The following is a 26,097-nucleotide window of genomic DNA, read 5'->3' as shown; positions in this document are numbered from 1 at the left end:
ACAGCAGTCGGCGCCTACTGTTGTGCTGAATTCGTACCCGGATCGTTGCCTGCGCCTGCCCGCCGGCGGTTGACCGCCCCCATCAAGCGCAGGCAGAGCGCCCAGTAGGCTACCCCCGCGGCCAGCGAGCCTGCCACGGCCAAGGCGGGGCTGATCCCGGCCAGCGGCGGATAGACCACCCAGTGGACAAGGTATGCGTAGAGGGAGGCGCTGGCGAGTACCACCATGAGGCGGCGGAGGACCTGCGGCACCGGAATGCTGGGCAGCCAGATGAGCAGCAGGATCCCGGCGAGCAGCGTGGCCTCCCGACCCGGATTCTCGAAGAATCCCGGAACGGTCACTGCTGCAATGACCGAGACCAGGCAACGCTGGGCGACGGTCCGGGACCGTGCGATAGCCCAACCCAGCGCGAAGAGCCAGAGCGCAGGCGCCGTGTGCGGCACTCCCGGGTTGACCAGCTCATACCGGGTCAGGAGCCCCACGCCGGTCAGCGCCAGCGGAAAGAGCAGGGGGAAGCGCCGCTCGGCGCGGTCCGCCCACGGAACGGCAAGCAGAGCCACGGACCCCACAAGCAGGTAAACAAGAACTTCGATGAACCAGAAATGCCACTGGGTGCTCACCCCCTCCGGCCCGAGGACGGCATTGAGCAGCACGATATTGGCGGGTGAGTAGTTGTCGGTGATCAGGTACGCCACCGCGATGAACGCCATGCTCGGCACGATGATTCGTGCCGAGCTGGACAGCTGCCTCCGCAGCCGCGGGATCCGCTTCCCGGAGAGCTGGAAGCGTGCGAAGTTGTAGCCTGCCACCGCCATGAGCACGTGGGCCGCACCCTGCCAGCTAAACAGCCCAACGTGCGTGCTGACGATCAGGACGATCCCGACGGCCCGCAGCACGATGCTCGTTTCCACCGGCGCAAAGAATCTCCTCCGCTTACGGCCCGGTGCAGTGCGCGGCCGGGGCTCCAGATCCCGGACCGGCGTCACGTGCCAGTCCCGCGGGAGATGGCCCAGCGCCTGTTCCAGCCGCACCGACGCGGCCACATAGGACAATGAGTCCCCGCCCAGGGACACGAACGTGTCGCTGTCCGCGATGTCGGCGCACTCCAGCACGTCCTGGAAAATCTTCCGGACGCTGTCCGGAGCATTGTTGTCCGGCGCGCCGGTTTCCGCTGCAGGGGCGGGTGCCGGCCCGGGTTTCGGCCCGGACAGGGCCAGGACGCCCCTGTAGTCGAGCTTGCCCGTTGCCAGGCGCGGGAGATGGTCGACGGCGTGGACCTCTAGGGCGGCTCGCGGCAGCCCCATGCCCTGGGCGAGGACCTTGCCCAGCAGGTGCGCGTCGTGGTCGCCTTCAACAGCGACGACGACGCCGTCGTCCGTCCCGGCGCTGGCAGCCCGCACACCGAGATCCGCCAGGAGCCGCTCCACCTGTCCCAGATCCACGCGCAGCCCCACGATCTTGACGAACCGGCTGCGCCGGCCCACCACTTCGTAGACGCCCGCCGGGTGCAGCCTGGCGAGGTCGCCGGTGCGGAGCTCCGCAACGGTCCGGCCCGCGGCGAGATCCGCCGGGCATTCGGCGTAGCCAAGCATGACGTTGGCGCCGCTGTAGACCAGTTCGCCGTGTTCCAGCCCCGGCACGGGGTCGATCCGGAACGAGCCGCCGGGCACCGGGACGCCCACCGCGCCCGGCACCTCGGCCGCCAGCTCCGGAGGCAGGTACGCCATCCGGGCCGTCGCCTCGGTCTGGCCGTACATCACGAAAAATTCCCAGCCATTTCGGCGGCCCAGTTCGGCGTAGTTCCGCACCGAATCCGGCCCCAGCCGGCCCCCGGCCTGGGTGACGCAGCGCAGGCCGGGCAGATCCATGTCCGCGAACCCGGTCCGTTCCAGCAGTTCAAAGGTGTACGGAACGGCCGCGAAAGACGTCGCCCCGCGGCCTCGGAAGAGGTCCCAGAAGCACGGATCGACCACGGAAAGATCGGTCAGGACCAGTCCGGCGCCGCGGAGCAGGTGGCTGTTGATCACGGACAGCCCATAGCAGTAGGACATGGGCAGCGTCGTGGCCGCGCGGTCGTCGGGCCCGATGTTCAGGTACTCGGAAATCGACTCGGCGTTGGACTGCAGGTTCGCATGCGAGAGCCGCACGAGCTTGGGCGAGCCGGTGGATCCGGAGGTGCTGAGCAGGAGCGCGAGGTCCGGGTGAAGCTCGTGGCGGGTGCCGGTCCGGCGTTCGTCCAGCAGGAGCTGCCCGTTGCCGGGTTGGACAACGACGTCGGGGTCGTAGGCCGCGACGAGGGATTCCAGGGCGGCCGGCTTGTCCTCCGGCAGGAGGATCAGCGGGTGGCCGCCGGCCAGGGCCGCTAGATAGACCACCAGAGAGTCGAGGTCGTTGGCTGCGGCGAGCGCCACGAGGCGCCGCGTGGTGCCAAGCCGGAGGGCGAAGGCATCGACCCGCCCCGCCAGCTCCCGGTACGTCATTGCCAGGGTGTCGGTAAGGATGGCTGGGCTGTCCCCGTAGCTCGCAAGATCGGCGGCAAAGGGCACCCGCATGTAGTCAAGCTGCGTGGTCACCCGGACGATGCTATTAGATTAGGCTTACCTAATCCAAATTAGGGTACGAAAGGTTTGCGTAATCGCCGCGGATCGGTATCCTCCTTACTTAGGTGTACCTAAGTCGGGCTTGCATCGGCAATGTTGCCGGGGAAGCCCACTCGGTCCCGTACCCCTGCCTCCACTCCCCCGCACCGCACTGCTCCACCCCACCGATCCAAGGAAACACCATGCCCAGCATCCCCCTGCCCAAAAACGCCCCCCGGTTCCGGAAGACGCTTGCCCTGTTGGCCGCGGCAACCGCAGTTCCGTTGGCCCTGGCCGGCTGTATGGGCAACCCAAAGGACCCGGGCGCCGCCGGACCCATCCAGGTCACGAGCAGTACCGGCGTCGACGCCCATCTTCAGGGCCTGTTGGACACCGGCACCCGGCAATACTCGGCTTTCGTCGTGGATCAGACCGATCAGCTGGTTACCGGCACGAGGTCATTCGCGGCGGCTTACGCCGCCGGGGATGCGACGAAGGCCCGCGGACTCTATGCCGCCACGCGCATGCACTGGGAGCGTATCGAGCCGGTCGCCGAGTCGTTCGGGGACCTGGACCCCAAGCTCGATGCCCGTGAAGCCGACCTCGCACCCGGCCAGGAATGGACCGGCTGGCACCGGGCCGAGAAGGACTTGTTCCCGCCGGCCGGCTACACTCCCCTCGCACCGACGGAGCGTGCCGCCATCGCCACGCAGCTTGTTGCCGACACCGAGGACCTGGCCCAGCGGACCCGCACCGTGGAACTCTCCGCGGACAAGATCGGCAACGGCGCCAAGGAACTCCTGGACGAGGTGGCCACCGGCAAAGTTACCGGGGAGGAAGAAATCTGGTCCCACACCGATCTCTGGGACTTCCAGGCCAACGTTGACGGAGCCCGGACCGCCTTCGAGAGCCTGTTGCCTGCGCTGCAGCAGAAGGACCCGGCCCTGGCCGAAGCGCTCGAGGCCAAGTTCGCTGCCTTGCAGGCCGGGCTCAAGCAGCATTCCACCGGCGCAGGCTTCGTGTACTACAACGACCTCAGCCAGGCCCAGGTGCAGCAACTCGCCTCCCTGGTTGATGCCCTGGGCGAGCCCCTGGCCAAGCTCACTTCGGCAATAGCCCTGTGACCGGCTGCCCCTTCGGCGGCAGCCCCCGCCAGACCCCCGACGGCGGCGCCCCCGAATCAGCTAGCGCACCGGAACCAGCCAAGTCACCGGGAGCCGCCGCCATGCCCGCGCCGCCCGCAGCCCCCGGTTCGGGAAAGGGCCGGCTGTCCCGCCGCGGGCTCCTGTCCCTGGCAGGAGCCGGCGGCGCGGGCGCCGTCGCCGGCCTGGCGGTTGGCTTCCTCAGCCACGACGCCGTCGAGGCCGCGGCCGCCCCAGTGGCAGAGCCCGGCGACATCATCCCCTTCCACGGTGACCGGCAGTCCGGCATCGTCACGCCGGCCCAGGACCGCCTTCACATTGCAGCCTTCGACCTCGTCACGGAGGACCGTGCAGAGCTCATCCGGCTTCTGAAAAACTGGACGGCCGCCGCCGTGGCGATGACCGAGGGGCGCAGCACGGGCAGCAGCGGCGCCGTCGATGGCCCCTACGACGCCCCGCCCGAGGACACAGGTGAGGCCCTGGACCTCGGCGCCGGCAGACTCACCCTCACCTTCGGGTTCGGCCCCGGCCTGTTCGAGAAGGACGGCAAGGCCCGCTTCGGACTCGAGGGGCGCCGCCCGGACGCACTGATCGGCCTGCCGCACTTCCCAGGCGACGACCTCCAGCCGGGACGCACCGGCGGCGACATCGTGGTGCAGGCCTGCGCCGACGACCCCCAGGTGGCCGTCCACGCGATCCGCAACCTTGCCCGCATCGGCTTCGGGCAGTCGCGCGTCCGCTGGTCCCAACTCGGCTTCGGGCGGACGTCCTCCACGTCGAGGTCACAGGCCACCCCGCGAAACCTCTTCGGCTTCAAGGACGGCACCAACAACCTCAAAGCCGAGGACACCGCCCTGCTTGGGGAGCACGTGTGGGCAGGCCAGGGAACGCGCCCGGAAGAGGGCTGGATGGCCGGCGGCACGTACCTCGTGGCGCGCCGGATCCGGATGCACATCGAAATCTGGGACCGCACGTCGCTGCGGGAGCAGGAAGCGCTGATCGGTCGCACCAAGGGCGCCGGGGCCCCGCTCTCCGGCGGCGAGGAATTCACCGCCCCCGACTTCGAGCTCCAGGGGCGCGGCGGGGAACCACTGATCCCGCTGGACGCCCACGTCAGGCTCGCGCACTCGAGCCAGAACGACGGCGTCAAGATGCTCCGGCGCGGCTACAACTACACCGACGGCTCGGACGGCCTGGGGCACCTCGACGCCGGACTGTTCTTCATCGCGTTCGTCACGGACCCCAGGACCCACTATGTGCCCATGCAGCTGGCCATGGCGAAGGAGGACACACTGGCCCTGGAATACCTCAAGCACACCGGCTCGGGCCTGTTCGCGGTTCCGCCGGGCATCCGGGCGGGAGGCTTCATCGGCGAAGGTCTCTTCGCATGATGGCGGCAGTCACCGCTGCGGGCAGCCGCCCGGGAGCCGAAGAGCTCACTGCATGGCAGACGGGACCGTTCCGGGCGGGAGGACCCGGCTGTGGCGCTTCTCGGCCACAGCCGGATCGAATCTCGTATCTTCCAGGGTCCCTCCGTCGTCGAGCCAACGGCGGTTGGTGTAGAACCTGATAGCCCGATCGTTGCCTTTCTCCACCCAGAGAAATGCCCGGTCATAGCCGAGTTCGATCAGCTGTTGTTCCGCGGCCGCGAACAGGACGGAACCTACGCCCTGCGCCCAGCAGTCCGGATGCACGTTGATCGCGTGGAGCTGACCGGTTCCCGGGTCCGGGTCGCCGGCAGCAGGGCCGAGGATGGCGAACCCGGCAACCGCATCGGCGCTTTGAACGACGAGGTGAATGGTCCCTTGCCTGGGTTCAAGGATGTTTAGGCGCCAGGCGGATGCCGCGCGGTCGACGTCGAGACCGGCCAGGTACTCATCGGTCATGACGCCGCGGTAAGTGGCCCGCCAGGCCGCGATGTGGATCTCGGCCAGCCGTGCGGCGTCGTGCACGGTTGCTGCCCTGACACTGATGTCCGGAGTGGTCATGGTCCAGAATCTATCAACTGCGGTCACCGGTGCCGGGCGGCGCGCGCGAGGCGGCGGGCAAGGTCGCCGATGACGAGGACGCTGGCTGCGGCGAGGAGCCACGCAGACATCACAGCACGAATCGACTCCTGCGGCGAGACCCGATTCCTTGGAATTTCGAGGAGTTCCAGAGCCCGGCCCGAAACACCCGGAATTAGTTGGAGAATCGGAAAGAAGTGTGGGTCGGTGATGTGTCCGTCAAACAGGACTGGGGTACCGCCGGCGCTCACCAGAACTTCTGCCATGCATGCGGCGACGTCGAGACGCGCCAAGCGGTTGGCCTGGTCCAAGGATTCGCATATTGCCTCCACTTCCGGATCCCGGTCAGTACCGAAGACAAAGCACGCCGCAGCAATCCGGTCATTCCTGACGACGAATACGCTTCGGGACCGGTCCAGTTCTTTCTGGATCATGGGGCGGAATTCAGCGAGGAGTGTCGCGCGCGACCCAGTAGGTGACCATGGCGCGTGCACGATTTCATACATTTCCGTCCATGCTTCATTCAGTTGATCCAGAGCTAATCGATCTCCTGTGAGGATGCCGCCACAGCGGTTTTCGTTTGCCCATCGGAGCACTTCAATACTCGCGGTATCGATCTGCTCGGGCGGACACATTTGATAGCGCACAGCTCCCAGCGATCTGTAAAACTCGTCCGCAACCGTGCCCGGATGGGCTTTGACGGACAGTGGCATCCAACGACGCCTTTGAATGGATTTCACCAGTGCCGAACCGATACCCTGCCGCCGGTATTGCTCACGCACGAAAACGTTGACCGTGTCCCGAGTTGGATGGACGCGGTTGGTGGCTGAGACAGCGATCCCCACTGGCTCTGCACCGAACTTTGCCACCAGCGATGATCCCCCGGGACGCCATTCATCTGCTCTGGCCCATGGCGCGTCGGCTGTGAAGTGATCCGTATCAGCGGCTGTCGCCGGATTGATCACCAGATTTTTTGCTTGTCCGGTCAGCATCCTGGCAGTCTATTCGTTTCAAAGCTGCGGCTTCCGGACGGCATCTTCGAACAAGGAAACAAGTGCTATCCCACCCAGCGACCGGTTGGAAAAAGGAACAGAGGCTTTCGGCCGATTCCTTTGGCGCGGTAGCCTGCACTCACACCCTGTATGCCTCTCCCCCGATCGCCATGAGGTCAAATCCCTCCTCGGGCCAGAAGAGTCCAGCAGATCCGTTTTCTTGGAAGGCCACGCCATGTCAGATTCTGAACTTTCCATTCTCCGTGAGCGGGCTGCCCGCGGTGACAACGACGCCATCGGCGAGCTCATCGAACTGGCCGCGGAGCGGGAAGATTTCGAGGAGCTGCGCCAACTTGCCGACGGCGGCAGCCGCGACGCTGAGGATCAGCTGGTTGAACTCGCCGCTGAGAAGGAAGATCTGGACGAGCTTCGGCGTCTGGCATCCGCCGGCAATACGGACGCGGCCGAAGTTCTGGCCGAGCTCACTGAGTAAGCACTCCCGTATTTCGGCCGGGTCACCGCAGCTGAAATTGACTATGTCAATAGTCGCTGCAGCATCTATGCTGCGCTGAGCCGCAAACGCGGCATCAACTCTGGGGGTTTGAAATTGGACCTTGGTCTGCTTCGCGCGGAGGCCGCGGCCGCTGAAGCGGCAGAGCCACGACCCCAATTCCGTCCACAGGATTGATCAAATGTCGGCGATGGCTCACGGATAGGGGCACCCTGTGACGTTCGAGAGGCTGGTGGTGCGCGCAGCGAGGCCGGAAGACGCGGCCGAGGTGCGCCGGTTGTCCATCGCCTTCACTCCAGCCGCACAGGAGGTTCCGCCGGAGGTTTTCCATAGCCGTTTCGCCCGGTTCCTTGCCGACGCCTCATGGTGCCTCCCTGTGGCTCCGGCACGCACCAGGCTGCTCGGCTACGGCCTCGCTCAGGATTTCGGGCCGGGCCTGCGGGCTGACTTCACGACGGGCCGGGTCCATGACGTCTTTGTAGACCCCGACACGCGTCTGGCCGGCACCGGCCGGGCCCTCATGAACTTCATCTTCGATTGGTCGCGGGCCAGGCCACAGCCAATGATCCTGGACTGGCAGGCAAGTCCCTCCGCCATCGGCTTTTACGAGGCACTCGGCTTCACCCCCGATCGTGTGGGCGACTTTACCGAGTATCCGGGCTTCACCCTTGACCACCGATCCGGACACGGCGTGCGCTACATTGCTCTCAACCCGGCGACGGCCCGGGCGATGGAGGGGGACCATTGAAAGCGTCAAAAGAGAATTTGCACCTGCCGCGGACGGACTGCCCAGCATCCACTCAGCGGTCCGCGCGGCGAGCCCGGACGCACCGCTCGGCGTCGGGCCGGCCCGTTGCCGCAACCGTATGGGCCGGTGCTGCCGGCACACTGTACTGGCTGGCGGCCAGCGGAGAACCCAGTGCCGTGATGGACGCCGCACCCTGGCTGGTTCTGGTGTCCTGGTTCGTCTATGCAGCCCAGTGGCGCCCGTGCCTCCGCGTTGAGAGCGGCGGGTTTGTGTTGATCAACGGACTGCGCGACCACCGGATACCGTTCGATACGGTTGAGGACATCGAGGTCCGCTATGCCGTCACCGTCAGGGCCGCGGGCAAGAAGTACGTCAGCTGGGGCGCTCCGACCCCGCCGGGCTCGTTCGACTCCGGCTTTCAGCATGTCAGCGATCTGAAGAGCCGGCCACATAGCATGCTCCCCGGCAATGAGCGCATCCGGCAGCCGGAGGTAGTCACCGGCCGTGACAGGATCGCCCAGGCGTGGCACGACGCCCGCGCCGCTGGACTCCACTCCTCTGGTGGAACAGTGACCACGACGTGGAACCGCCCGGTTCTCGCCACCGGCGTCGCGGCGCTCCTCTGGGTGATCGCTGCGGTCCAGATCCAGCGGGGGTGACAGCGCACGCCGGGCAAGGCCTCGGGAGTTCAGACCGAGCGGTACCGGAGCGAGCCGGGAATCTCTCCCCGGGACCCGAGGCCTTCCCCGTAGGCGAACTGTGCCCACAGCGCCCGCATCGCCCGGCCATGGGCATTGATCTCGTCCCACGTCGCCCCCGCCAGGAGTCCGGCACCTTCCCACGTGCGCTGGTGGCCGAAGAGCAGGGGCAGGTCGACTGTGTGCGCGGCGCCATAGAGATTTCCCGGTGCGCGCCAGGACAGCACGTAGCTGTGGGCCCGGCCGCCCGCACGTACATGCCGCCTGGCAAACTGCCTGGCCGCTTTGCCGTACACCAATTCCGTAACCACCCAGGTGACTGCCTTGAGCACTGCGCTGCCGACCACGGGAATCCTCGCCAGCCGGCCCAGGCGCGGGCTTCGCGGCAGAAACAGCCGGGCTTCCTCCGCCGTGTAGCCGATCAGGATGTCGATCGCCGGGGCAGCGGCATTCCAGGCCCGGTCAAGCCCGGATTCCTCGGGCAGGGGTGAATGCCCGTACTGGATCCCGAACGGCATGGCAGCCATCAGACCGAACTTCCTCGCCGCCCGCGCCACGTCCTCTTCAATAGCGACGACGTCCATCGCCGGAGTCGCGGCGGTAACCGCCTCCGCGGCCACCCCCATGGCGGCGGTCATCCTTTCCCGCCCCCGGGTAATGCCCAGCGGCGCACTTTGAATGATGGCGCGCTGGAAGAGCGACGCCGCGTCAGGGGTCGCCATGAGGTGCGCGACGGCGTCGCCCCCTGCGGATTGCCCGAACGCGGTGACGCGGCCCGGATCGCCGCCGAAGGATGCGATGTTGCGCTGCACCCACCGGAACGCCTCGATCTGGTCGAGCAGGCCCAGATTGGCGGGACGGCCGGTGCTGGTGGACAAATATCCGAAGAGGCCCAGCCGGTAGGTTACCGAAACGACGATCACCCGGGTTTCGGCTACCAGCGCTGCGGGGTCGAAGATCGCCAGATCCCCGGAACCGGACGTGTAGGACCCGCCGTGCAGCCACACCATTACCGGCAGCCGTTCACCGTCGTGGAGATCGGCAGGCAGGGTGATGGTCAGGCGCTGGCAATCCTCGCTGCCCGGAAGTTCGCCGTAGCGGGTGCCGAGCACGTCATCCAGGAAGGGCACCGGCGCCTGCGGGCATGCCGGAGACAGGGATGTCGCCTCGAGCGTCTCGGCCCAGTCGGGTGCCGGCGCGGGCGGCTGAAAGCGTTCCGCGGTGGCGTAGGGAATGCCGGCGGCACGCACGACGGCGCCGTCGCGCCATCCGGTGATCGGGCCACACGGCGGATCGAAGGAAAGGTTCACGTTCATTCCGGTCTAGCTGTTCTTCAGGAGGGCAACGTCGGAGACAAGATCAATGTGCTCCAGCATCGCCGCCGCGGCGGCCGCCGAGTCCCGGGACCTGATCGCGTCGGCGATCTTGCGGTGGGAGGCGAGCGACTGCTCCGGCCGGCCGGGCTGTGCGAGCGATTCGAGGCGCGTTTCCAGGACCATGCCGGCAATGAAGGTCATGAGCTGGGCGAGGACCGCCGAGTGGGCCGCGGCGGTGACGGCCTGGTGGAACAGCTCGTCGCCGCGTGCGCCGCGGTCTCCCGAGGCGACCTCTAACGCCATGGCTTCGAGGGCGTGATCGATCGCGTCCATGTCCTGCTCCGTGCGGCGGGCCGCGGCGAGTTCGGCCAGCTTGACCTCCAGCGTGCTCCGCGCCTCAACGATCTCGGGCAGACGGCTCCGGTGTTCGCGGAGGCCTTTGATCACGGAGGGAACGTTCGGCCGGTAGACCAGCACCGCTCCGGTGCCGTGCTGGACGTCGATCACGCCAAGCACCTCGAGGGCCACCAGGGCCTGCGCCAAGGTGGCACGGGAAACCCCCAACCGCTCGGCAAGTTCCCGCTCGGCCGGCAACGTGTCCCCGGGGCCCAGCTCGGCGGACTCGATGAAGTCCATGATCTGCTCCACCAGCTGCTCGTAAAGCCGGGGCCGCGAAACGCGGGAAATCTGATGCGTTGCCGCCTGCTTTGCCATGCGCGTCCTTCCAGCCTGTCCTGACCCCTAAGACTACCGGAGAACTATTGACAAAGACACCTAGTGTCTAGGAGGCTAGGCCACTAAGCCAGTCATGAACCACTTCGATCCGGAGGAACAACGATGTCCGCTCCCGTCCTGTCCATCATCATCCTGGCGGTGATGTTCCTTCTGGCCACGGTGCTGCCGCTCAACATGGGTGCCTTGGCCTTCGTCGGCGCCTTCCTGCTGGGCTCCGTGGTGCTGGGGATGTCCACCAACGAGATCCTTGCCAACTTCCCCGGCGGCCTGTTCCTGACCATCGTCGGGGTTACCTACCTGTTCGCCATCGCGCAAAACAACGGCACCATCGACCTGCTGGTCCGGGGCGCCGTTCGGCTGGTCGGCAGCAAGGTTGCCCTGATCCCGTGGGTCATGTTCGCCATCACCGCGGTGATTACCGCCGTCGGCGCCCTCTCCCCGGCCGCCGTGGCCATCATCGCGCCGATCGCCCTCAGCTTCGCCGCCAAACACAAAATCAATCCGCTCATGATGGGCATGATGGTGATCCACGGCGCGCAGGCCGGCGGCTTCTCCCCCATCGCCGTTTATGGCGTCACCGTCAACAGCATCATTGCCAGGACGGAGCTGGACGCCAACCCGGTGGCGATTTTCCTGGCGAGTTTCCTCTTCAACCTGGCCATCGCGCTGGTGCTGTTTGTCGTCCTCGGCGGCGGCAAACTGCTGTCCACCCCGGGCGGGCGGCTGGTGGAACAGGCCGCAGAAAAGCGCCTGTCCGTCAGCGTGGGTGCGCGCGCGGCCGGCGTCACGCTGCAGGGGTCCGGATCCGACATCTCCGCCGCCGGCGTCTCGGCCAAGGGCACCTCAGGCTCCGGCACATCCTCGGCTGCCGGTCCCGCCCCGGCCGTCGCACCTCCGGCCGGCGGCGCCCGTGCATCCATGCCCCAGCTCATCACCATCCTTGGCCTGATCGCCCTGGCCGTCATCTCGCTCGGATTCAAGGTGGACGTCGGCTTTGTTTCAATCACCATCGCGATCGTCCTCGCCCTCGTGTCTCCCGCCGCGCAGAAGGGCGCCGTCAACAAGATCAGCTGGTCCACGGTCCTGCTCATCTGCGGCATGCTCACGTTCGTGGGCGTCCTCGAAGAAGCCGGCACCATCGCATTCGTGTCCGGCGGAGTGGCGGATCTCGGCATGCCCCTGCTCGCCGCGCTGCTGATCTGCTACATCGGTGCAATCGTCTCGGCCTTCGCCTCCTCCACTGCCATCCTCGCGGCCCTCATTCCACTGGCGGTGCCGTTCCTGGCCACCGGCGAGGTCGGCGCCGTAGGCGTGATCGCCGCCCTGGCCGTGGCCTCCACGATCGTGGATGTGTCCCCGTTCTCCACCAACGGCGCCCTGGTCCTGGCCAACGCGCCCGAGGACGTGGACAGGGACAGGTTCTACAAGCAGATCCTGGCCTACAGCGGCATCGTCGTCGCCGTCGGACCGGCCGTCGCCTGGCTGGTCATGGTAGTCCCGGGCTGGATGTGACCGCTGGATGCAGCCGACAAATCAACCAACCGCGCAAGCCCACCGCGCGCCCGCCACGACCGACCAAAGAAGGAACACGTCCATGAGCACCGAACCCATGCCCGACGCCGAAGGCCCCCTCACCGGCTATCTCGTAGTGGACCTGAGCCGCGCGCTCGCCGGCCCGCATGCCGGGATGATGCTGGCTGACCTCGGCGCGCGGGTGATCAAGGTGGAGAACCCCGGTACCGGCGACGACACCCGCGGCTGGGGACCGCCGTTCGTGGGCCCCGAGGATGATCCGCAGGCCACGTATTTCCTCTCCTGCAACCGCAACAAGGAATCGATTGCCCTGGACTTGAAGAGCGACGACGGGCGGGCAGTGCTGCGTGAGCTGCTGGAACGCGCCGACGTGGTCATCGAGAACTTCCGTCCCGGCGTCCTGGACCGGCTCGGATTCTCCGCCGCGCAGATGCACGCCCTGAATCCGGCGCTGGTGGTCCTCTCCATCACAGGATTCGGGCACGACGGGCCCGAATCCCAGCGCAGCGGCTACGACCAGATCCTCCAGGGCGAGGCCGGGCTGATGTCCCTGACCGGATCCGGGCCGGACGATCCGCAGCGGGTCGGGGTTCCCATCGCCGACCTCCTCTCCGGCATGTACGGGGCGTTCGGGACCCTCGCGGCGCTGCTCCAGCGTGAGCGGACCGGCCAGGGCCAGATCGTCCGCACCTCATTGCTCGCGGCCCTGATCGGGGTCCATGCCTTCCAGGGCACCCGGGCCACGGTTGCGGGCGAAGTGCCGAAGGCCCAGGGCAACCAGCACCCGTCCATTGCCCCCTACGGACTGTTCCACTGCCGGCAGGGCAGGGTGCAGATCAGCGTGGGAAGCGAAAAGCTCTGGAAAACGTTCGCCTCGACGTTCGGGATCGACGCCGCGCGGCCGGAGTTCGCCACCAATGCGGACCGCGTGCGCAACCGCGAGAAAGTCATCGAGGAAGTGGAGCGGGTGTTCTCCGATTTCGAGGCGGAGCCGCTGCTCACCAAACTCAACGACGCCGGCATTCCGGCCGGCAAGGTCAGAACCCTGGACGAAGTCTACGAATGGGAACAGGTCCACTCGCAGGGTCTGGTGGTCGACGTCGAGCACAAAATCCTCGGCACCGTGAGCCTGCCCGGCCCGCCGCTGCGGTTCTTCAGCGCCGCCGGCACCACCGAAACCACGTTGAAATCCCACACCGCGCCGCCGCTGCTGGACCAGGACGGGGAGCAGATCCGGCGGTGGCTGGGGCTGACACCCGGCACCCCAGCGGGCGCCCCAGCGGGCACGGCCACAGTCACCGGCCAGGAAGGCCCCCGGTCATGCTGACCCGGCAGAAGGTCCGGCACCTGGACGCCACCGAACTCATCACCGCGGTCCTCGATCCCGGGTCCTACCGCAGCTGGGACGCGCCCGTGCTGGACCCCGATCCCGGCCCCGAGTACCGGCAGGAACTGGCCGCCGCCCGGGCCAGGACCGGCGTGGACGAATCCGTCCTTACCGGCGAAGGCCTGATCCGCGGCCGCCGGGTGGCCGTGATCGTCAGCGAGTTCCGGTTCCTCGCCGGCTCCATCGGCCAGGCCGCCGCGGAGCGGATCGTCACCGCCGTCGAACGGGCCACCCGCGAGGGCCTGCCCCTCTTGGCCGGTCCGGCGTCGGGCGGGACCCGCATGCAGGAAGGGACCGTCGCGTTCCTCTCCATGGTCAAGATCAGCGCCGCCGTCCGCACCCACCGCAAGGCCGGTCTGCCCTATCTGGTCTACCTGCGTCATCCCACCACGGGAGGCGTCATGGCCTCATGGGGGTCCCTCGGCCATATCACCGCCGCCGAGCCCGGCGCCCTGCTCGGCTTCCTCGGACCCCGGGTCTACGAGGCCCTCCACGCCACCCCGTTCCCGGAGAACGTCCAGACGGCGGAGAACCTCTTCGACAAGGGGCTGATTGATGCGGTGGTCCCGCCCTGGCAGCTGTCTGACGTCGTCGACCGCGCGTTGGGCATCCTGGTCACCGGCCCCCGCCCGCCGGTCGCCGCGCCCGCAACGCTGTCCGTGAAGCCGTCCGGCGCCGGCGCCTGGGAGTCGATCGGTATTTCCCGCGACCCCCGCCGGCCGGATGTCCGGCAGCTGCTGGCGCACGGGGCCCGGGACGTGCTTCCGCTCAACGGCACCGGCCAGGGCGAAAAGGACCCCGGCCTCCAGCTGGCCCTGGCCCGTTTCGGCCGGGAATCCTGCGTCGTGATCGGCCACACCAGGCCCCGGGCGACGCGGCCGACAGGCATGGGACAGACGGCATTGGGACAGACGGCGATGGGGCCGGCGTCCCTCCGGGAGGCCCGGCGCGGCATGCGCCTAGCCGAGGAGCTCGGGCTGCCGCTGGTCACCGTCATCGACACCGCCGGCGCCGCCCTGTCCCAGGAAGCCGAGGAAGGCGGCCTGGCCGGCGAGATCGCCCGCTCTCTGCACGACCTCATCGGGATTAACGCACCCACGGTGTCCGTGCTGCTCGGGCAGGGGGCCGGCGGCGGGGCACTGGCCCTCCTGCCCGCGGACCGCACCATCGCCGCGCAGCACGCCTGGCTGTCGCCGTTGCCGCCGGAAGGCGCGAGCGCGATCGTCCATCGGAGCACCGGCTTCGCCGCGGCCATGTCCGAGGCCCAGGGCGTCAACGTCGCGTCGCTGCACGCCAACGGACTTGTGGAGCACGTCGTGGACGAACGCCCCAACGCCGCCGACGAGGCCCTGGCCTTCTGCAGTCGCCTCGGCCGCGCCATTGAATACGAACTCGCCACGCTCTCCAAGGCAGGAGTCGACGAACTGCTCCCCCGGCGCCTGGCGAAGTACCGCAACCTGGGCAGCGTCCTTGCGCCGGCGGAGGGACGCCGCCCGGCGGGGTCACCGCTAGATGAGGCTCAGAGCAGGCTCGAGAACTCCGCGTGGCTGAGCGGGGCGTAGCGTCCGTAGGCGGCGATCACCGCGGCCTCGACCGCCTCGACGTCCAGGCCCGGCACCAGGTCATCGGCCGCGCCCGCCGTCGCGGGGTCCCATTCGAGGCCGAGGGCGGCGTAGCTGGCCTCCAGGACCGCGCGGATCGGGGCGGAGTCCGCCACCACGATCACGGAGCTGAAGAGCCAGCCGCCGGCGACCACCCGCTGGGCGGTGCCGACCAGCTTGATCCGGTGCTCGGGGACCTCCGGGTCGCTGCCGTGCACGCTGAACTCCCCGGGGCAGTACTCCCCCGGGATCTCACCGACGCCGGCATCCACCCCGGCGTCGCGCAGTGCCCCGGCGAGCAGTTCGCCGAAACGCGAAAACCTCCCCTTGGCCCCGGCAATCGCGTCCGCATCGGGTTCCAGGTGGTCGATGACGAGGGTTCGCTCGTGGTACGCCGCCGCGCGGCCTCCGGCCTTGCGGACCAGCGGCTCGAAGCCCAGCTGCCGGCAGGCGTTGGCGGCGGCCTCGAAGCCGGGCAGGTGCGTGTCGCGCTGGCCGAAGGCGACCGTGGGAACCGGCCGGTACAGCCGCAAGGTGGGACCCAGCGAGCCGGTTTTGACCTTCTGGAGGAGCCCGAGCGCGAAGTCGAGGTCGGCCGCGGCGCCAAGTGATTCCTGCTGCCGCACCACCGTAAGTGTCCGGGACCCGGCTGGCGCCTGCGGCATGTTGTTATGCTCCCTTATGGTCATTCTGCAATTCCTCGTCGTAGCCGCCGCATTCGCCATCATCGACGCCATCTGGCTCAAGACGATGAACCCGTTCTACCGCCGCCAGATCGGTGACCTGATGGCCGTCAAGCCCAATCTAGGTTACGCGGTGGTGTTCTACGTGATCTACATTGCCGGGATCGTGTTCTTTGCCCTGACGCCAGCGCTCGACGGCGGCAGCTGGCTCAGCGCTGTGGGCTACGGTGCCGCGCTGGGCGTGTTTGGCTACGCCACCTACGATCTGACAAATGCCGCCACGCTCAAGACGTGGCCGTGGCAGCTGATCGTTGTGGACATCCTTTGGGGTGCCGTGTTGACGGCGCTGGCCACGTTGGCCGGCTGGCTCGTCTTCCACTCGAACTAGGACCTGCGCAGCGTCAGGATCTGTTCCGCGCGTCCGAACGGGCCTGTGAGGTCATGCAGCACCGTGGAGGTGAGCCCGATCCCGTCCGTACCGAACGTGACTTCGTTGTCCAGCCCCAGCCACTCCCCCTCCGGCTGCCGGTACATGTGGATCTGCAGGTCCAGGTTGGGGAAGGCGTAGCTGCCCTTGCCCGGCGGGACCCGGGCGGCAATGCCGTTCGCCGTGTCCACGAGGCCGACCAGCCGGGCGAGGTCGCCGCTGTCCGCCCGGTCTGTCAGCGGGTAGTCGGTGCGGAGCCAGACGGTTCCCGAGCCCGCCCGGTGGCCCTCGGCGATCCGCATGTGCAGTGAGGCGATGTAGCCGCCGGGCCAGACGGCCGCGGCGTCGTACGGCTCGCAGTCCTCCGGCGCCGGAATCCTGGGATCCTCGAAGGCCGCGATGGCGGACGTGTCAGAGGTGATCATCCGCCAGGCCGTGGCGCGAATGGCCGTGCGCCCGCCGGAAACGAGCTCGGCCTGCACCAGTTCGATGGTCCGTCCCGGGCGCAGGGTGGAGGTCACGATCTCGAACTCACCGCCGGGGATCAGCCCGAGGATTTCGTAGCTGAGCCGCGCCATGCGCATGTCTTCGCGGGGCTCATGCCGGGCCAGGCGGTCGGCCATGATGCCGGACGCGGGGGCCATGTGCTGCTCGTGTTCGTTCCAGGCGCCTTGGGCGTGGATGGTGGAGCGGAACCGCCCGTCCCCCAGGACCTCGTAGTAGAAATCGCCCTCGGCAAGTTCCGGTAGTGCAGCAGTCAACGTCCGCCCTTTCGCATGGCTGGTGATTCCAGAACACACTATCCTGCTGCGCTTTCAGTGTTCCCGGCCGCTGTGTTTCCGGCTCCGATCCGGCGCGGACCCCGGACGCGCGTTGCGCTTGTTCCCAACCGATCCGCTCGGACTGGGTAGACTCGGGTGAGGTTTTAACGACTATTCACCGAAGAGGTGCTCCCCCTGCTTAGAGTCATCAGCTACAACCTCCGCAAGCACGCGGCCAGCGGCGAGCTGGTCGATCTGGCACGTGATTTCGAGATTGATGCTTTGTGCCTCCAGGAGTGCGATACGGACGACCTGCCGGAGACCATCGGGGATCTGCACCTGGCCGATTCCACCAAGGGCAACCGGCTGGGCCTGGCGATCTATTACCGCATGAGCCGTTTCACGGCCTACGAGACCAAGACCTTCGCCCTTAAGAAGTCCATGCACGACCGTGTCCTCTCCCCCGCGCACGAGCGGCTCATCGGTACGCGTGTGACCGACAACGAGACCGACCACGAACTCGTCATCGCGTCCTTCCACGCGGCACCGCTGACGGCATCGAACTCACTGCGCCGGAACCAGATCCATGCCGCCCACGCCGAGCTGCTCAGCATGGGCGGTGGGCTGATGTCCCTGATGGTGGGCGACTTCAACTATCCGTTCTTCACCAAGTCCCTGACAGCGCAGATGAAGGACGCCGGCTACGACCTCACGATGAGTGACCGACGCACCTACACCCGGTACAAGGTCTTCAAGGGCCATTTCGATTTTGCCACTTCCCAGGGGCTGGAGATCGAAAGCGTGGAAACCCTGGCCCGAGGCGCGTCGGACCACCTTCCCATCCTGATCACGGCCGAATACGGCCAGGAGGCGCCCCCCAACGGTTCAGGACCCGCGGAGCCTTAGCGGCCGGTCCGGGGGTACGAACACCCGGTGAACACCCGGTGAACCGGGCATCGAAAGCAGGCTTCTCGTAATCTGCCTGTGATCTACTGCTGGGCGTGAACTTCTCAAGACGCACGTTCCTGACCGCCGCCGGAACGGCCGCAGCCACAGCGCTCGCCGCCGGCAACAGCTGGCGGGCAGCGGAAGCCGCCACTGCCGCCCTGCCCCCGGCCGCCGCATCCGGCATTGACCACATCATCGTGTTGATGATGGAAAACCGTTCCTTCGACCACTTCCTGGGCTGGCTGCCCGGTTCAGACGGCCAGCAGGCCGGCCTGAGCTACACGGACCGCTATGGGACTCCGCACACCACGCACCACCTGACGGACTTCCAGGGCTGCGGGCACCCGGACCCGGACCACTCGTACGAGGGCGGCCGGATCCAGTACAACGGCGGCAAGAACAACGGTTGGCTCCTGGCCGGGGAAAACGACGAGTTCGCCGTCGGCTATTACGACGCCGCCGACCTCGATTTCTGGCGGCAGGCCGGCCCGGACTGGACGGTCTGCGACCGGTACTTTGCCGCCACGATGGCCGAAACCTACCCGAACAGGTTCTACCAGCACGCGGCGGCCACCGACCGGCTGCACAACTCCACCGTGACATCCACGCTCCCGACCATCTGGGACCGGCTGGCCGCCGCCGGGGTGGACGGAAAGTACTACTACGGCGATATCCCGTTCACCGCGCTCTGGGGCACGAAGTACCTCGGGATCTCGCACCACTACTCCGAATTCCTCTCTGACGCCGGCGCCGGCAGCCTGCCCGCGGTGTCCTTCGTGGATCCGCGGTTCACCGACGAGGGATCGGGAACATCCGGCGATGACCACCCGCACGCGGACATCCGCTCCGGAGAGACATTTCTCGCCGAGGTCTACAACGCCGTCACCACCGGCCCGGGGTGGGCCAAGACGCTGCTGGTGATCAACTATGACGAGTGGGGCGGCTTCTACGACCACGTCGCCCCCGGTACGGCCCCGGACATGAGCGCCGCGACGGCGCTGAGGGGCTTCCGGGTGCCGTCCGTGGTCATCTCCCCGCGCGCCCGACGCCGGTACGTCGCCCACGACATCTACGATCACACGTCCGTACTGAAGGCCATCGAATGGCGGTGGAACCTGCCTCCGCTGACGCCCCGGGACAGCGCGGCCCGCAACATCGCCGAAGTCCTGGACTTCGGCGCACCGGCAAACCTGACCGCTCCCACCTACCTGGTCCCGCCCTTCGTGGCCGGCCCGGCCTGCACCCCCGTGGGGCCGCCGCCAGCCGAGGAATGGTCCGGACTCAAACAGAAAGCACTCGCCGACGGATGGAAACTCCCGTGAACCCCACCACCACAGAAACCACGACGGCGGCCCCCGGGCCCCTCCGGCGGGTCCGCAGGCCAGCTCTGCGGGCCTCCGCCGCGGCCATCGTCCTGCTGGCGGCGGCGGCGATCGGCTGCGGACCGGCCCAGCCGGCTGCCACAGCCAGCGCTCCGACAGCCACCTCGGGCCAGGGTTACCTGCCCGGCGCCAAACATGTCTTCATCATCAACCTGGAAAACAAGGGTTACGACGGGACGTGGGGCCCGGCGTCGGCCGCCCCATACCTGTCCCAGACGCTCAGGGGCCAGGGGGTGCTGCTGAACCAGTACTTCGGCACGGCCCACAATTCTCAGCCGAATTACGTCGCCCAGATTTCCGGCCAAGGCCCCAACCCCCAAATGCAGGCCGACTGCCAGACCTACTCACCGTTTGTCGGAAGTGGCACGGCCAGTCCCGGCCAGGCGGTCGGAGACGGCTGTGTCTTCCCGGCCAGCGTGCCCACGGTGGCCGGCCAACTGACGGCTGCAGGCAAGACGTGGAAGGGCTACATGGAAGACATGGGAACGCCCTGCCGGCATCCGGCCCTCGGCGCGGTGGACGACACTCAGAAGGCCAAGGTCGGGGACCAGTACGCGACGCGTCACAACCCTTTCGTCTACTTCGCCGGGATCACCGGCTCCCCGGACTGCGCCAAGAACGACGTCGACCTCAGCGCCTTGAAGACAGACCTCGCGTCGACCGCCACGACCCCCAATCTGTCCATGATTACGCCGAACCTCTGCCACGACGGCCACGACGCCCCGTGCGTGGACGGACAACCGGGTGGCCTGGCCAGCGCCGACGAGTGGCTCAGGCAGTGGGTGCCGGCCATCACCTCTTCCCCGGCGTTCAAACAGGACGGCGTCCTGGTGGTCACCTTCGACGAGTCCGACGGCCCGCAGTCGGACGCCACCGCCTGCTGCGGCGAAACCGCCGGCCCGAACACTCCCGAGCCTGGCATCACCGGCCCGGGCGGCGGCCGCGTCGGCGCGCTCGTGATCTCACCCTTTACCAAGGGCGGAACCTGGTCCACCACTCCCTATAACCACTACAGCCTGCTGGCCAGCATCGAAGACACCTTCGGCCTGCCGTACCTGGGCTATGCGGGAGCCCCTGGACTGAACCGCTTCGGACTCGACGTCTACAACGCAGGCGTCCAGGGGTGACGCGCGCTAGGACCCGGCATTGAATACGTCTCCGCCGAAACTGTCCAGACCCGGCGCCCCGGCGTACCCGAGGCGCGGGAGCGAGAAGGCGTCTTCGATGCTGGCCAGGAGGCTGAAGTGGTTGTAGGGCCGGTCCGACGTCGTGCCGCCCTTGGTGAGCGGCGAGAGGACCAGCGCACCAATCCTGCCGCCGGCCGTCCCTCCGGGCAGCAGCCCTGAGGGCCCAACTGTCTTGCCCTCGGACTCGTCGAAGGTGATCACCAGCATCCCGTCCTGCCGGAAGGCCGGGGAATCCAGGATGGCCGGAACCTGCTGGCTCAGCCAAGTGTCGGCGGCGGCCAGTCCGCCTGCGCTGCCGTCGACGCAGGGGTTGTCGTGGCCGTCATTGCAAAGATTGGGCGAAATGTAGGACAGGTTCGGGGTGGTGGCTACGGACCGGAGGTCGCCGCGGAGTTCGCTGAAGTCCACCACGTTGCTCTGGCAGTCCGGTGACGAGGTGATGGCCTGGAAATACACGAACGGGTTGTGCCGCGTTGCGTACTGGTCACCCACCTTGGCGCCCTGGCTGGTGTCCTGCCCGCCGAGTTCGGGATGACGGCACGGCGTGCCCATGTCTTCCATGTAACCCTTCCAGGTCTTGCCTGCGGCACTGAGCTGCCCGGCGACCGTGGGGACCGAGGCCGGATAGACGCAGCCGGCGCCCTCCGCCAGGCCGAGCGCGCCCGTCCCCGTCAGCTCAAACGCGGCGTAGGTGGGGCAGTCCTCCCTCGTCATGGCATTGGACGGCTGGCCGGAGATCTGGGCCAGGTAGTTCGGGTTCGAATTGTGGGCGATCCCGTAATACTTGGAAAGCAGGACGCCCTGGCTGCGGAGCGTCCGCGACAGGTAGGGGGCCTCCGAGCCTGCGCCCCACACCTTGTTGTAGCCCTTGTTCTCGAGATTGATGACGAACACGTGCCCGGGCTTCGACGCCGCCCCCGCGGTGGCGGTGCCCCCGGCAGTGGGACCCGGGCTGGCGCCCGGCGGCCCCGGCTCGCACGCCGCTGCCGACGCCACCAGGACTGCTGCAACAAGCAGCCGCGCGGCGATTCGTCGATGATTTTTCGTGGCAGTCCGGCTCATGGATTCCGGCTTTCTGATTGACCTGTCAGCGTGGATTTGGCGGCTTCAGTGTCTGCACTCTTTCACACCGCGGTCAAGAAAACCCGCGAGGACCCTGCACAGTTGCTGGGAATGAGTTCAGTAGCGAATGCTGTGGTGGTAGTTTGCACTCATGGGCGCACCATCGGATTCCATTCCGCTCCTGGACCTGAGTACCGCCAGGGGGCGCGACGGCACGTTTGACCCGGCGTTTATTGATGCACTGCGCGACGCCACGCACCGGGTGGGCTTCTTCCAGCTGACCGGTTACGGGGCCTCGGCCGCCGAGGTGGATGAGCTCTTCGACGTCACGCGGCGCTTCTTCGAGCTTCCGCTTGCATCACGGCTGGAACTGGACAACCGGCTCTCGCCCCATTTCCGCGGTTACACGCGGCTGGGCCACGAAATCACCCAGGGGCGGCCGGACGCGCGGGAGCAGCTGGATTTTGGACCGGAGCGCCCCGCCGTGGAGGACTACCCGCCGGACCAACCGTACTGGCTGGTCCAAGGGCCGAACCTGCTGCCGGACCGGGCGCTGCCCGAGCTGCGCACCGTGTGCATGGCCTGGGCGGAACGGATGTCCGGCGTCGGGGCCGAATTGCTCAGCGCCATCGCCGTGTCGCTGGAACTGCCCGAAGGATACTTCGATGAACCCTTCCGGGACTCACCGGCCTGGATGGCCAAGTTGGTCCACTACGTCGGCGGCGTCGTCGCTGATGCCGGTCCGCAGGGTGTCGGCGCGCACGCGGACTACGGCTTTGTCACCTTGTTGCTCCAAGACCAGGTCGGCGGCCTGCAGGTACTCCCGCCGGGCACGGACAGCTGGATTCCGGTCGAACCCATTCCGGGGGCCCTGGTCATCAACCTGGGCGAAATGCTCGAAGTCGCGACTCAGGGTTACCTGGCCGCCACCATCCACCGCGTCGAGGCGCCCCCGGCCGGCGTCGACCGCTACACGGTCCCCTTCTTCTTCTCGCCCCGGCTCGATGCCGTCATTGAGCCAGTGCCCCTGCCGCCCGCACTCGCGGCCCGGTCCCGGGGGGTCACCGATGATCCGGACAATCCGATGCTCGCGTCCTACGGCGCAAACGTGCTCAAAGGCTGGCTGCGGGCCCACCCCGAGGTCGCCCGGATTCATCACCCGGAACTGGTCCGGAGCGCCGGGCAGACCTGAACGGCAGCAGTTCACCGGCCAACGTGCCGGGAATGACGGGCCGCCGGGGCGGCCCGGCGGCGTCCCGACTCAGGCCTGTCGCTGTTTCACGGCGCCGGCCAGCGAGGCCAGGCCCTTTTCGAAGTCGGCGCCGACCATTTTGTCCATGTTCATGAACAGGGCGAACACTTTGCCGATGCCCTTGTTCTCCCCGGTCATCGTCCAGGTGACCTGAGTGCCGTCACCGGAGGGCGTGAACGTGAAGGAGGTGGGGTTGACCGCTTTGAAGGGCTTGGTGAATTCCAGACGGATCTTGATGTCGCGCGGCTCGGCCGTGTCCACGATTTCCATGGTGCCGGAGCCGGCCTTGCGGTTTCCGCTCCAGGTGTACTTGGCACCGACGCCGGATTCGCTGCCGGAGTAGCTCCGTTCCATGGCCGGATCAACGGCCTCCCAAGGGGACCATTTGGTCCATTCGTGGAAGCTGTTGACCAGCGGAAAGATCTCCTGCGCCGGGGCTGGAATGACTGCGCTGCGGGTAACTTCATAAGTAGACATGCGGCAATCCTAGGCGGTGACCGGCCCAACCGGGCGCGTGCCCTGCGGGTTCACCCCTTCTCAGCGGCTGCCTCCGTCAGATCGACCACCGGCGAGGCCGCGTTCTTCTTGACGGACTCGACCCCGCCCATGGCACTCGCCTTGGTCTTGTAGCTCTCCGAGGAGGCGATCACCTCGCCGTTGGAGGCCTTAAGCCGGAACCGGAATCCGCCGGACTTGTCTTTGTAGACCTCATACTTGCCAGCCATGCTGCATCCCTGATTTCTCCGTTGTTGTGGCCGGCCGGGGAGCCGGCACGGATCAGATTAGCCCCGCCGCAACCGGCTGACCAGAGTCCTTCGGTTGCCCGGCCCGACCAGGCTCACGACAGGCCGGTCAGCCCTGCAGCGGGATGACGTCAATTCCCCCGTGCTGATCGGCAACGACCAGAACCCGGGGCGCCGCCACACCCTCCAGTGCGGCCGCCAACCGCTTCTCCTGGGCCCCGGCATCGCCCGCGAAGTCCCCACCGGCAACGCGGCCAGCATCGGCAGTGCCGGAAGCGCCGGCACCGCCGTCGGCCCGTTTCCAGACCGTGACGCCGGCCCCGGTGACCTCACCGATGACGCGCCGCAGCGGTGCGGGGTCGGATCCCGCCACGAGGAACACGTGGCCGATGGTTCGCGGACGGACCGGACCGGCCGCGGCGAGCACGGCACGGTCCTGCCGCCACACGGCAAAGTGGTACCCGAACACGAGTCCCGTGGCGACCAGGAGCCCCAGGGGTGCGCGGATGCGGTCCACGAGGCTTCCCCCGCTGACCTCGCCCAGGACGAACTCGAACATCCGGAACCCGATCACCAGCAGCGTGACCACCGCCACCACGGCGCTCAGGCCGAACACGGCCACCAGGTAGATCCGGCGCGCGTTCAGGCCGGCGCCGGCCGCCGCCGCCTGCTCCACGCGCCGCCACGCAAGCCACCAGACCGGGCCGCCAACCAGGAGCGAGCTGATTCCCGCAAGCAGCAGCGTCCGCGCCCCGGCGCCGGCCAGCGGCGTCGCCGTCATGGCGAGGACCGAGTTGACGATCACGCCGATCCCGGACGCTGCGGCGACCAGGGCGACGCCGGAGGTCACCAGCCTGCCGCCCTGAAGCGTGGCCTCTGAGCGCCCGCGCGCGACATTGCGGTGGTAGACCCAGACGAGGCAGCCGATGGCGGCCGCGGACACAGCCGGCGCGAGGGGCTCCAGCAGGAGCTCCAGCGGTTCGGAACGGTCAAACAACAGGCGAAGCACCACGAAGAGCGCCACGCCGGCTCCGCCCAAGGTCAGAACGCCCGCGCCAAGCACCCCGACCGTGATGAGCGCGACGTCGGCCAGCCCGGTCCGCAGCCTCCGGCCGCCGTCGTGATTCCAATGCCACCACCAGATAATGGTTCCGCCGACGGCCCAGACCAGGGATTGCAGCGCCGACACCCACCACGGTTTGCCCACCGACACCTCCGTCGCGGCTCCCCGCAGGGCGGCATCCAGCAAGGTGGATAAGGCTGCGACGGCGCCGCCCACGCCCAGCACGAGCCCCAGCACCGAGCCGAGCACCGTAGGGACACCGGAGAGGACTGTCGGATTCTTCCAGGGGTCACGCCACATCCACCGGTGCCAGGCCCAGACCGCAGCCCACACCAGACCGGTGGCCAGGGACAGCCGCCACTGAAGGCCCTGCCCGCCGATCAGCGAGGACAGAGTGGTCAGCACGTTAGTGGCCGCGATGAGCAGGGCGAGCAGGTAGGCGCCTGCCAGGTAGAGACCCCAGCCGATGGCGGACCGCTCCTCCGGGTCCTCGAGCCGCCGCCAAACCGCCCACCACAAGAGGGCCGCGAGCGGGCCGCCAATCAGGGCGAACGCCAGCGAGCGCGCGAGCCCGGCGACGTCGTCCGGGGCCAGCTCTGTCCCCGCCACCAGCAGGCGGCCCAGCAGTCCGCTGAGCCCGACGGCGGTGGTCACCACCAGTGCGAACAGCAGCGCGTAGGTGATGAGCCGGCGCACTGTCCCTTGGGCGCTCATTGCTTCGCCTCGCCGGTGCACACTGCCAGGGGCCAGGGCACGGTGTCGATCAGCCAGCCGTTGCCCGCCCGAACGAGGTCAAACGCGTCCTCCACCTGATATTCGGCGCTGCCGAAGGGACCGCCCGGCTCGGACACGGTGATGAGCACCCTCACGTCCGCGGATTCCGGCCGCTCGGTGGTGGACACCAGCGTGACTCGCAGGTTCCGGGCCGAGGGGCGGGCCCCGGTTGTGCACTTGCTCCGGGCGGCCGGCGTCAGGTAGGCGGAGGCGGCCGTCTCATCCCCGGCAATGACGGCGGCGGCATAGCGCTGTGCGACGCCGGCGGGCGTTGACTCGGCCAGGGGCGCGGGCTCCCCGCGGGTGAAGACCACTGCCAGCGCGATGACCACGATCACCGCGATCGCGGCCATGATGGCCAGCAGGGTCCGGTCAGGCCTGGTGCGGCGCGGCTCCCCCGCCTCCCCCGGCTTTTCCGGGCCGGGATCCTCCGGGCGGGGTTCCTCCGGCAGTCCTTCAGGCGGCGGCCTCATGGCGCAAGTATGGACGCCGTCCAGCGCACGGTCACGATGTCTTTCGTCCCCTTTCCGCGGCGTCCGCGTCGACGCAGCCAAAGCCAGCCACTAC

Annotated in this window: 25 protein-coding genes; 13 read left to right on the top strand and 12 right to left on the bottom strand. The window is 67.8% G+C overall.

The window, feature by feature from the left end; translation table 11 throughout:
• Positions 1-14: 14 nt before the first annotated feature.
• On the bottom strand, positions 15-2,573 hold the full coding sequence (locus tag AC1DBX_RS01070; RefSeq protein WP_476930880.1) for an AMP-binding protein: 2,559 nt from the start codon (positions 2,571-2,573) through the stop codon (positions 15-17).
• A gap of 209 nt (positions 2,574-2,782) precedes the next feature.
• Here AC1DBX_RS01070 and efeO point away from each other — a divergent pair, with 209 nt between their 5' ends.
• Both efeO and efeB read left to right on the top strand, forming a co-directional pair.
• Complete coding sequence (gene efeO, locus AC1DBX_RS01065; RefSeq protein ID WP_476930879.1) at positions 2,783-3,703, top strand: iron uptake system protein EfeO; 921 nt, start codon at positions 2,783-2,785, stop codon at positions 3,701-3,703.
• Positions 3,700-5,112, top strand: coding sequence for an iron uptake transporter deferrochelatase/peroxidase subunit (efeB, locus tag AC1DBX_RS01060; RefSeq protein ID WP_476930878.1), 1,413 nt, complete (start codon positions 3,700-3,702; stop codon positions 5,110-5,112). The genes efeO and efeB overlap by 4 nt, the downstream gene beginning before the upstream one ends.
• 45 nt (positions 5,113-5,157) lie before the next feature.
• On the opposite strand, the gene AC1DBX_RS01055 is transcribed toward efeB, so the two are convergent.
• Together AC1DBX_RS01055 and AC1DBX_RS01050 are read right to left on the bottom strand one after the other, a co-directional pair.
• Positions 5,158-5,709, bottom strand: a complete 552-nt coding sequence (locus tag AC1DBX_RS01055; RefSeq protein WP_476930877.1) for an N-acetyltransferase family protein — start codon at positions 5,707-5,709, stop codon at positions 5,158-5,160.
• A gap of 23 nt (positions 5,710-5,732) precedes the next feature.
• Positions 5,733-6,719, bottom strand: a complete 987-nt coding sequence (locus tag AC1DBX_RS01050; protein ID WP_476930876.1) for a GNAT family N-acetyltransferase — start codon at positions 6,717-6,719, stop codon at positions 5,733-5,735.
• 235 nt (positions 6,720-6,954) lie between these two features.
• Between AC1DBX_RS01050 and AC1DBX_RS01045 the strand changes: the two genes are divergently transcribed.
• From AC1DBX_RS01045 to AC1DBX_RS01035, 3 genes are all read left to right on the top strand, one after another.
• On the top strand, positions 6,955-7,212 hold the full coding sequence (locus tag AC1DBX_RS01045; RefSeq protein ID WP_230008836.1) for a DUF1387 domain-containing protein: 258 nt from the start codon (positions 6,955-6,957) through the stop codon (positions 7,210-7,212).
• Positions 7,213-7,444: 232 nt separating this feature from the next.
• Complete coding sequence (locus AC1DBX_RS01040; RefSeq protein WP_476930875.1) at positions 7,445-7,978, top strand: N-acetyltransferase family protein; 534 nt, start codon at positions 7,445-7,447, stop codon at positions 7,976-7,978.
• 179 nt (positions 7,979-8,157) lie between these two features.
• Positions 8,158-8,637 (top strand): hypothetical protein, encoded by a 480-nt coding sequence (locus AC1DBX_RS01035; protein WP_476930874.1) that lies wholly within the window; start codon positions 8,158-8,160, stop codon positions 8,635-8,637.
• A 29-nt stretch (positions 8,638-8,666) separates the two neighbouring features.
• Here the strand turns inward: AC1DBX_RS01035 and AC1DBX_RS01030 are convergent, their stop codons facing one another.
• Both AC1DBX_RS01030 and AC1DBX_RS01025 read right to left on the bottom strand, forming a co-directional pair.
• On the bottom strand, positions 8,667-9,992 hold the full coding sequence (locus tag AC1DBX_RS01030) for a carboxylesterase family protein (RefSeq protein WP_476886437.1): 1,326 nt from the start codon (positions 9,990-9,992) through the stop codon (positions 8,667-8,669).
• A gap of 6 nt (positions 9,993-9,998) precedes the next feature.
• Positions 9,999-10,706: a FadR/GntR family transcriptional regulator gene (locus AC1DBX_RS01025; RefSeq protein ID WP_476871627.1), complete on the bottom strand. Its 708-nt coding sequence runs from the start codon at positions 10,704-10,706 to the stop codon at positions 9,999-10,001.
• 123 nt (positions 10,707-10,829) lie between these two features.
• Here AC1DBX_RS01025 and AC1DBX_RS01020 point away from each other — a divergent pair, with 123 nt between their 5' ends.
• The 3 genes from AC1DBX_RS01020 (at position 10,830) to AC1DBX_RS01010 (ending at position 15,209) form a co-directional block, all read left to right on the top strand.
• Positions 10,830-12,239 (top strand): SLC13 family permease, encoded by a 1,410-nt coding sequence (locus AC1DBX_RS01020; RefSeq protein ID WP_476930873.1) that lies wholly within the window; start codon positions 10,830-10,832, stop codon positions 12,237-12,239.
• An 82-nt stretch (positions 12,240-12,321) separates the two neighbouring features.
• Positions 12,322-13,587, top strand: coding sequence for a CaiB/BaiF CoA transferase family protein (locus AC1DBX_RS01015; protein ID WP_476930872.1), 1,266 nt, complete (start codon positions 12,322-12,324; stop codon positions 13,585-13,587).
• On the top strand, positions 13,581-15,209 hold the full coding sequence (locus AC1DBX_RS01010; RefSeq protein ID WP_476930871.1) for a carboxyl transferase domain-containing protein: 1,629 nt from the start codon (positions 13,581-13,583) through the stop codon (positions 15,207-15,209). Before AC1DBX_RS01015 ends, AC1DBX_RS01010 begins: the two co-directional genes overlap by 7 nt.
• Here the strand turns inward: AC1DBX_RS01010 and AC1DBX_RS01005 are convergent.
• Positions 15,167-15,913, bottom strand: a complete 747-nt coding sequence (locus AC1DBX_RS01005; RefSeq protein WP_476930870.1) for a lipoate--protein ligase family protein — start codon at positions 15,911-15,913, stop codon at positions 15,167-15,169. The two genes, AC1DBX_RS01010 and AC1DBX_RS01005, sit on opposite strands and share 43 nt — an antisense overlap.
• Before the next feature lie 16 nt (positions 15,914-15,929).
• On the opposite strand from AC1DBX_RS01005, the gene AC1DBX_RS01000 reads away from it, so the two are divergent.
• A complete protein-coding gene (locus AC1DBX_RS01000) occupies positions 15,930-16,319 on the top strand; it encodes a DUF2177 family protein (protein WP_476930869.1) in 390 nt (129 codons plus the stop codon).
• On the opposite strand, the gene AC1DBX_RS00995 is transcribed toward AC1DBX_RS01000, so the two are convergent.
• Complete coding sequence (locus AC1DBX_RS00995; RefSeq protein ID WP_230010034.1) at positions 16,316-17,119, bottom strand: thioesterase family protein; 804 nt, start codon at positions 17,117-17,119, stop codon at positions 16,316-16,318. The genes AC1DBX_RS01000 and AC1DBX_RS00995 overlap by 4 nt on opposite strands.
• A 195-nt stretch (positions 17,120-17,314) precedes the next feature.
• Between AC1DBX_RS00995 and AC1DBX_RS00990 the strand changes: the two genes are divergently transcribed.
• The 3 genes from AC1DBX_RS00990 (at position 17,315) to AC1DBX_RS00980 (ending at position 20,576) form a co-directional block, all read left to right on the top strand.
• A complete protein-coding gene (locus tag AC1DBX_RS00990) occupies positions 17,315-18,025 on the top strand; it encodes an endonuclease/exonuclease/phosphatase family protein (RefSeq protein ID WP_476850153.1) in 711 nt (236 codons plus the stop codon).
• A 95-nt stretch (positions 18,026-18,120) separates the two neighbouring features.
• Positions 18,121-19,389 (top strand): alkaline phosphatase family protein, encoded by a 1,269-nt coding sequence (locus AC1DBX_RS00985; protein ID WP_476871633.1) that lies wholly within the window; start codon positions 18,121-18,123, stop codon positions 19,387-19,389.
• On the top strand, positions 19,386-20,576 hold the full coding sequence (locus tag AC1DBX_RS00980) for an alkaline phosphatase family protein (RefSeq protein ID WP_476930868.1): 1,191 nt from the start codon (positions 19,386-19,388) through the stop codon (positions 20,574-20,576). The genes AC1DBX_RS00985 and AC1DBX_RS00980 overlap by 4 nt, the downstream gene beginning before the upstream one ends.
• A 6-nt stretch (positions 20,577-20,582) precedes the next feature.
• Here AC1DBX_RS00980 and AC1DBX_RS00975 read toward each other — a convergent pair whose 3' ends face one another.
• A complete protein-coding gene (locus AC1DBX_RS00975; protein ID WP_476930867.1) occupies positions 20,583-21,698 on the bottom strand; it encodes an alkaline phosphatase family protein in 1,116 nt (371 codons plus the stop codon).
• 151 nt (positions 21,699-21,849) lie between these two features.
• Between AC1DBX_RS00975 and AC1DBX_RS00970 the strand changes: the two genes are divergently transcribed.
• Entirely contained in the window at positions 21,850-22,890 is a 1,041-nt protein-coding gene (locus AC1DBX_RS00970; protein WP_476930866.1) for an isopenicillin N synthase family dioxygenase, read from the top strand.
• A 69-nt stretch (positions 22,891-22,959) separates the two neighbouring features.
• On the opposite strand, the gene AC1DBX_RS00965 is transcribed toward AC1DBX_RS00970, so the two are convergent.
• The 4 genes from AC1DBX_RS00965 to AC1DBX_RS00950 all read right to left on the bottom strand — a co-directional run bounded on the left by AC1DBX_RS00965 (position 22,960) and on the right by AC1DBX_RS00950 (position 26,003).
• The gene (locus tag AC1DBX_RS00965) at positions 22,960-23,427 is read right to left on the bottom strand and encodes an SRPBCC family protein (RefSeq protein ID WP_476850034.1); all 468 of its coding nucleotides are present in this window, start codon (positions 23,425-23,427) and stop codon (positions 22,960-22,962) included.
• Between the two features lie 50 nt (positions 23,428-23,477).
• Positions 23,478-23,675: a YegP family protein gene (locus tag AC1DBX_RS00960; RefSeq protein ID WP_223916785.1), complete on the bottom strand. Its 198-nt coding sequence runs from the start codon at positions 23,673-23,675 to the stop codon at positions 23,478-23,480.
• 127 nt (positions 23,676-23,802) lie between these two features.
• On the bottom strand, positions 23,803-25,470 hold the full coding sequence (locus tag AC1DBX_RS00955) for a DUF5671 domain-containing protein (RefSeq protein ID WP_476930865.1): 1,668 nt from the start codon (positions 25,468-25,470) through the stop codon (positions 23,803-23,805).
• Positions 25,467-26,003: an LpqB family beta-propeller domain-containing protein gene (locus tag AC1DBX_RS00950; RefSeq protein WP_476930864.1), complete on the bottom strand. Its 537-nt coding sequence runs from the start codon at positions 26,001-26,003 to the stop codon at positions 25,467-25,469. Before AC1DBX_RS00950 ends, AC1DBX_RS00955 begins: the two co-directional genes overlap by 4 nt.
• Between the last annotated feature and the right edge of the window lie 94 nt (positions 26,004-26,097).

This window comes from Arthrobacter sp. 10N44_2 (genome assembly GCF_056394385.1).
The sequence above is the reverse complement of the archived record's forward strand: the minus strand, read 5'-3'. Positions and strand labels throughout refer to the sequence as shown.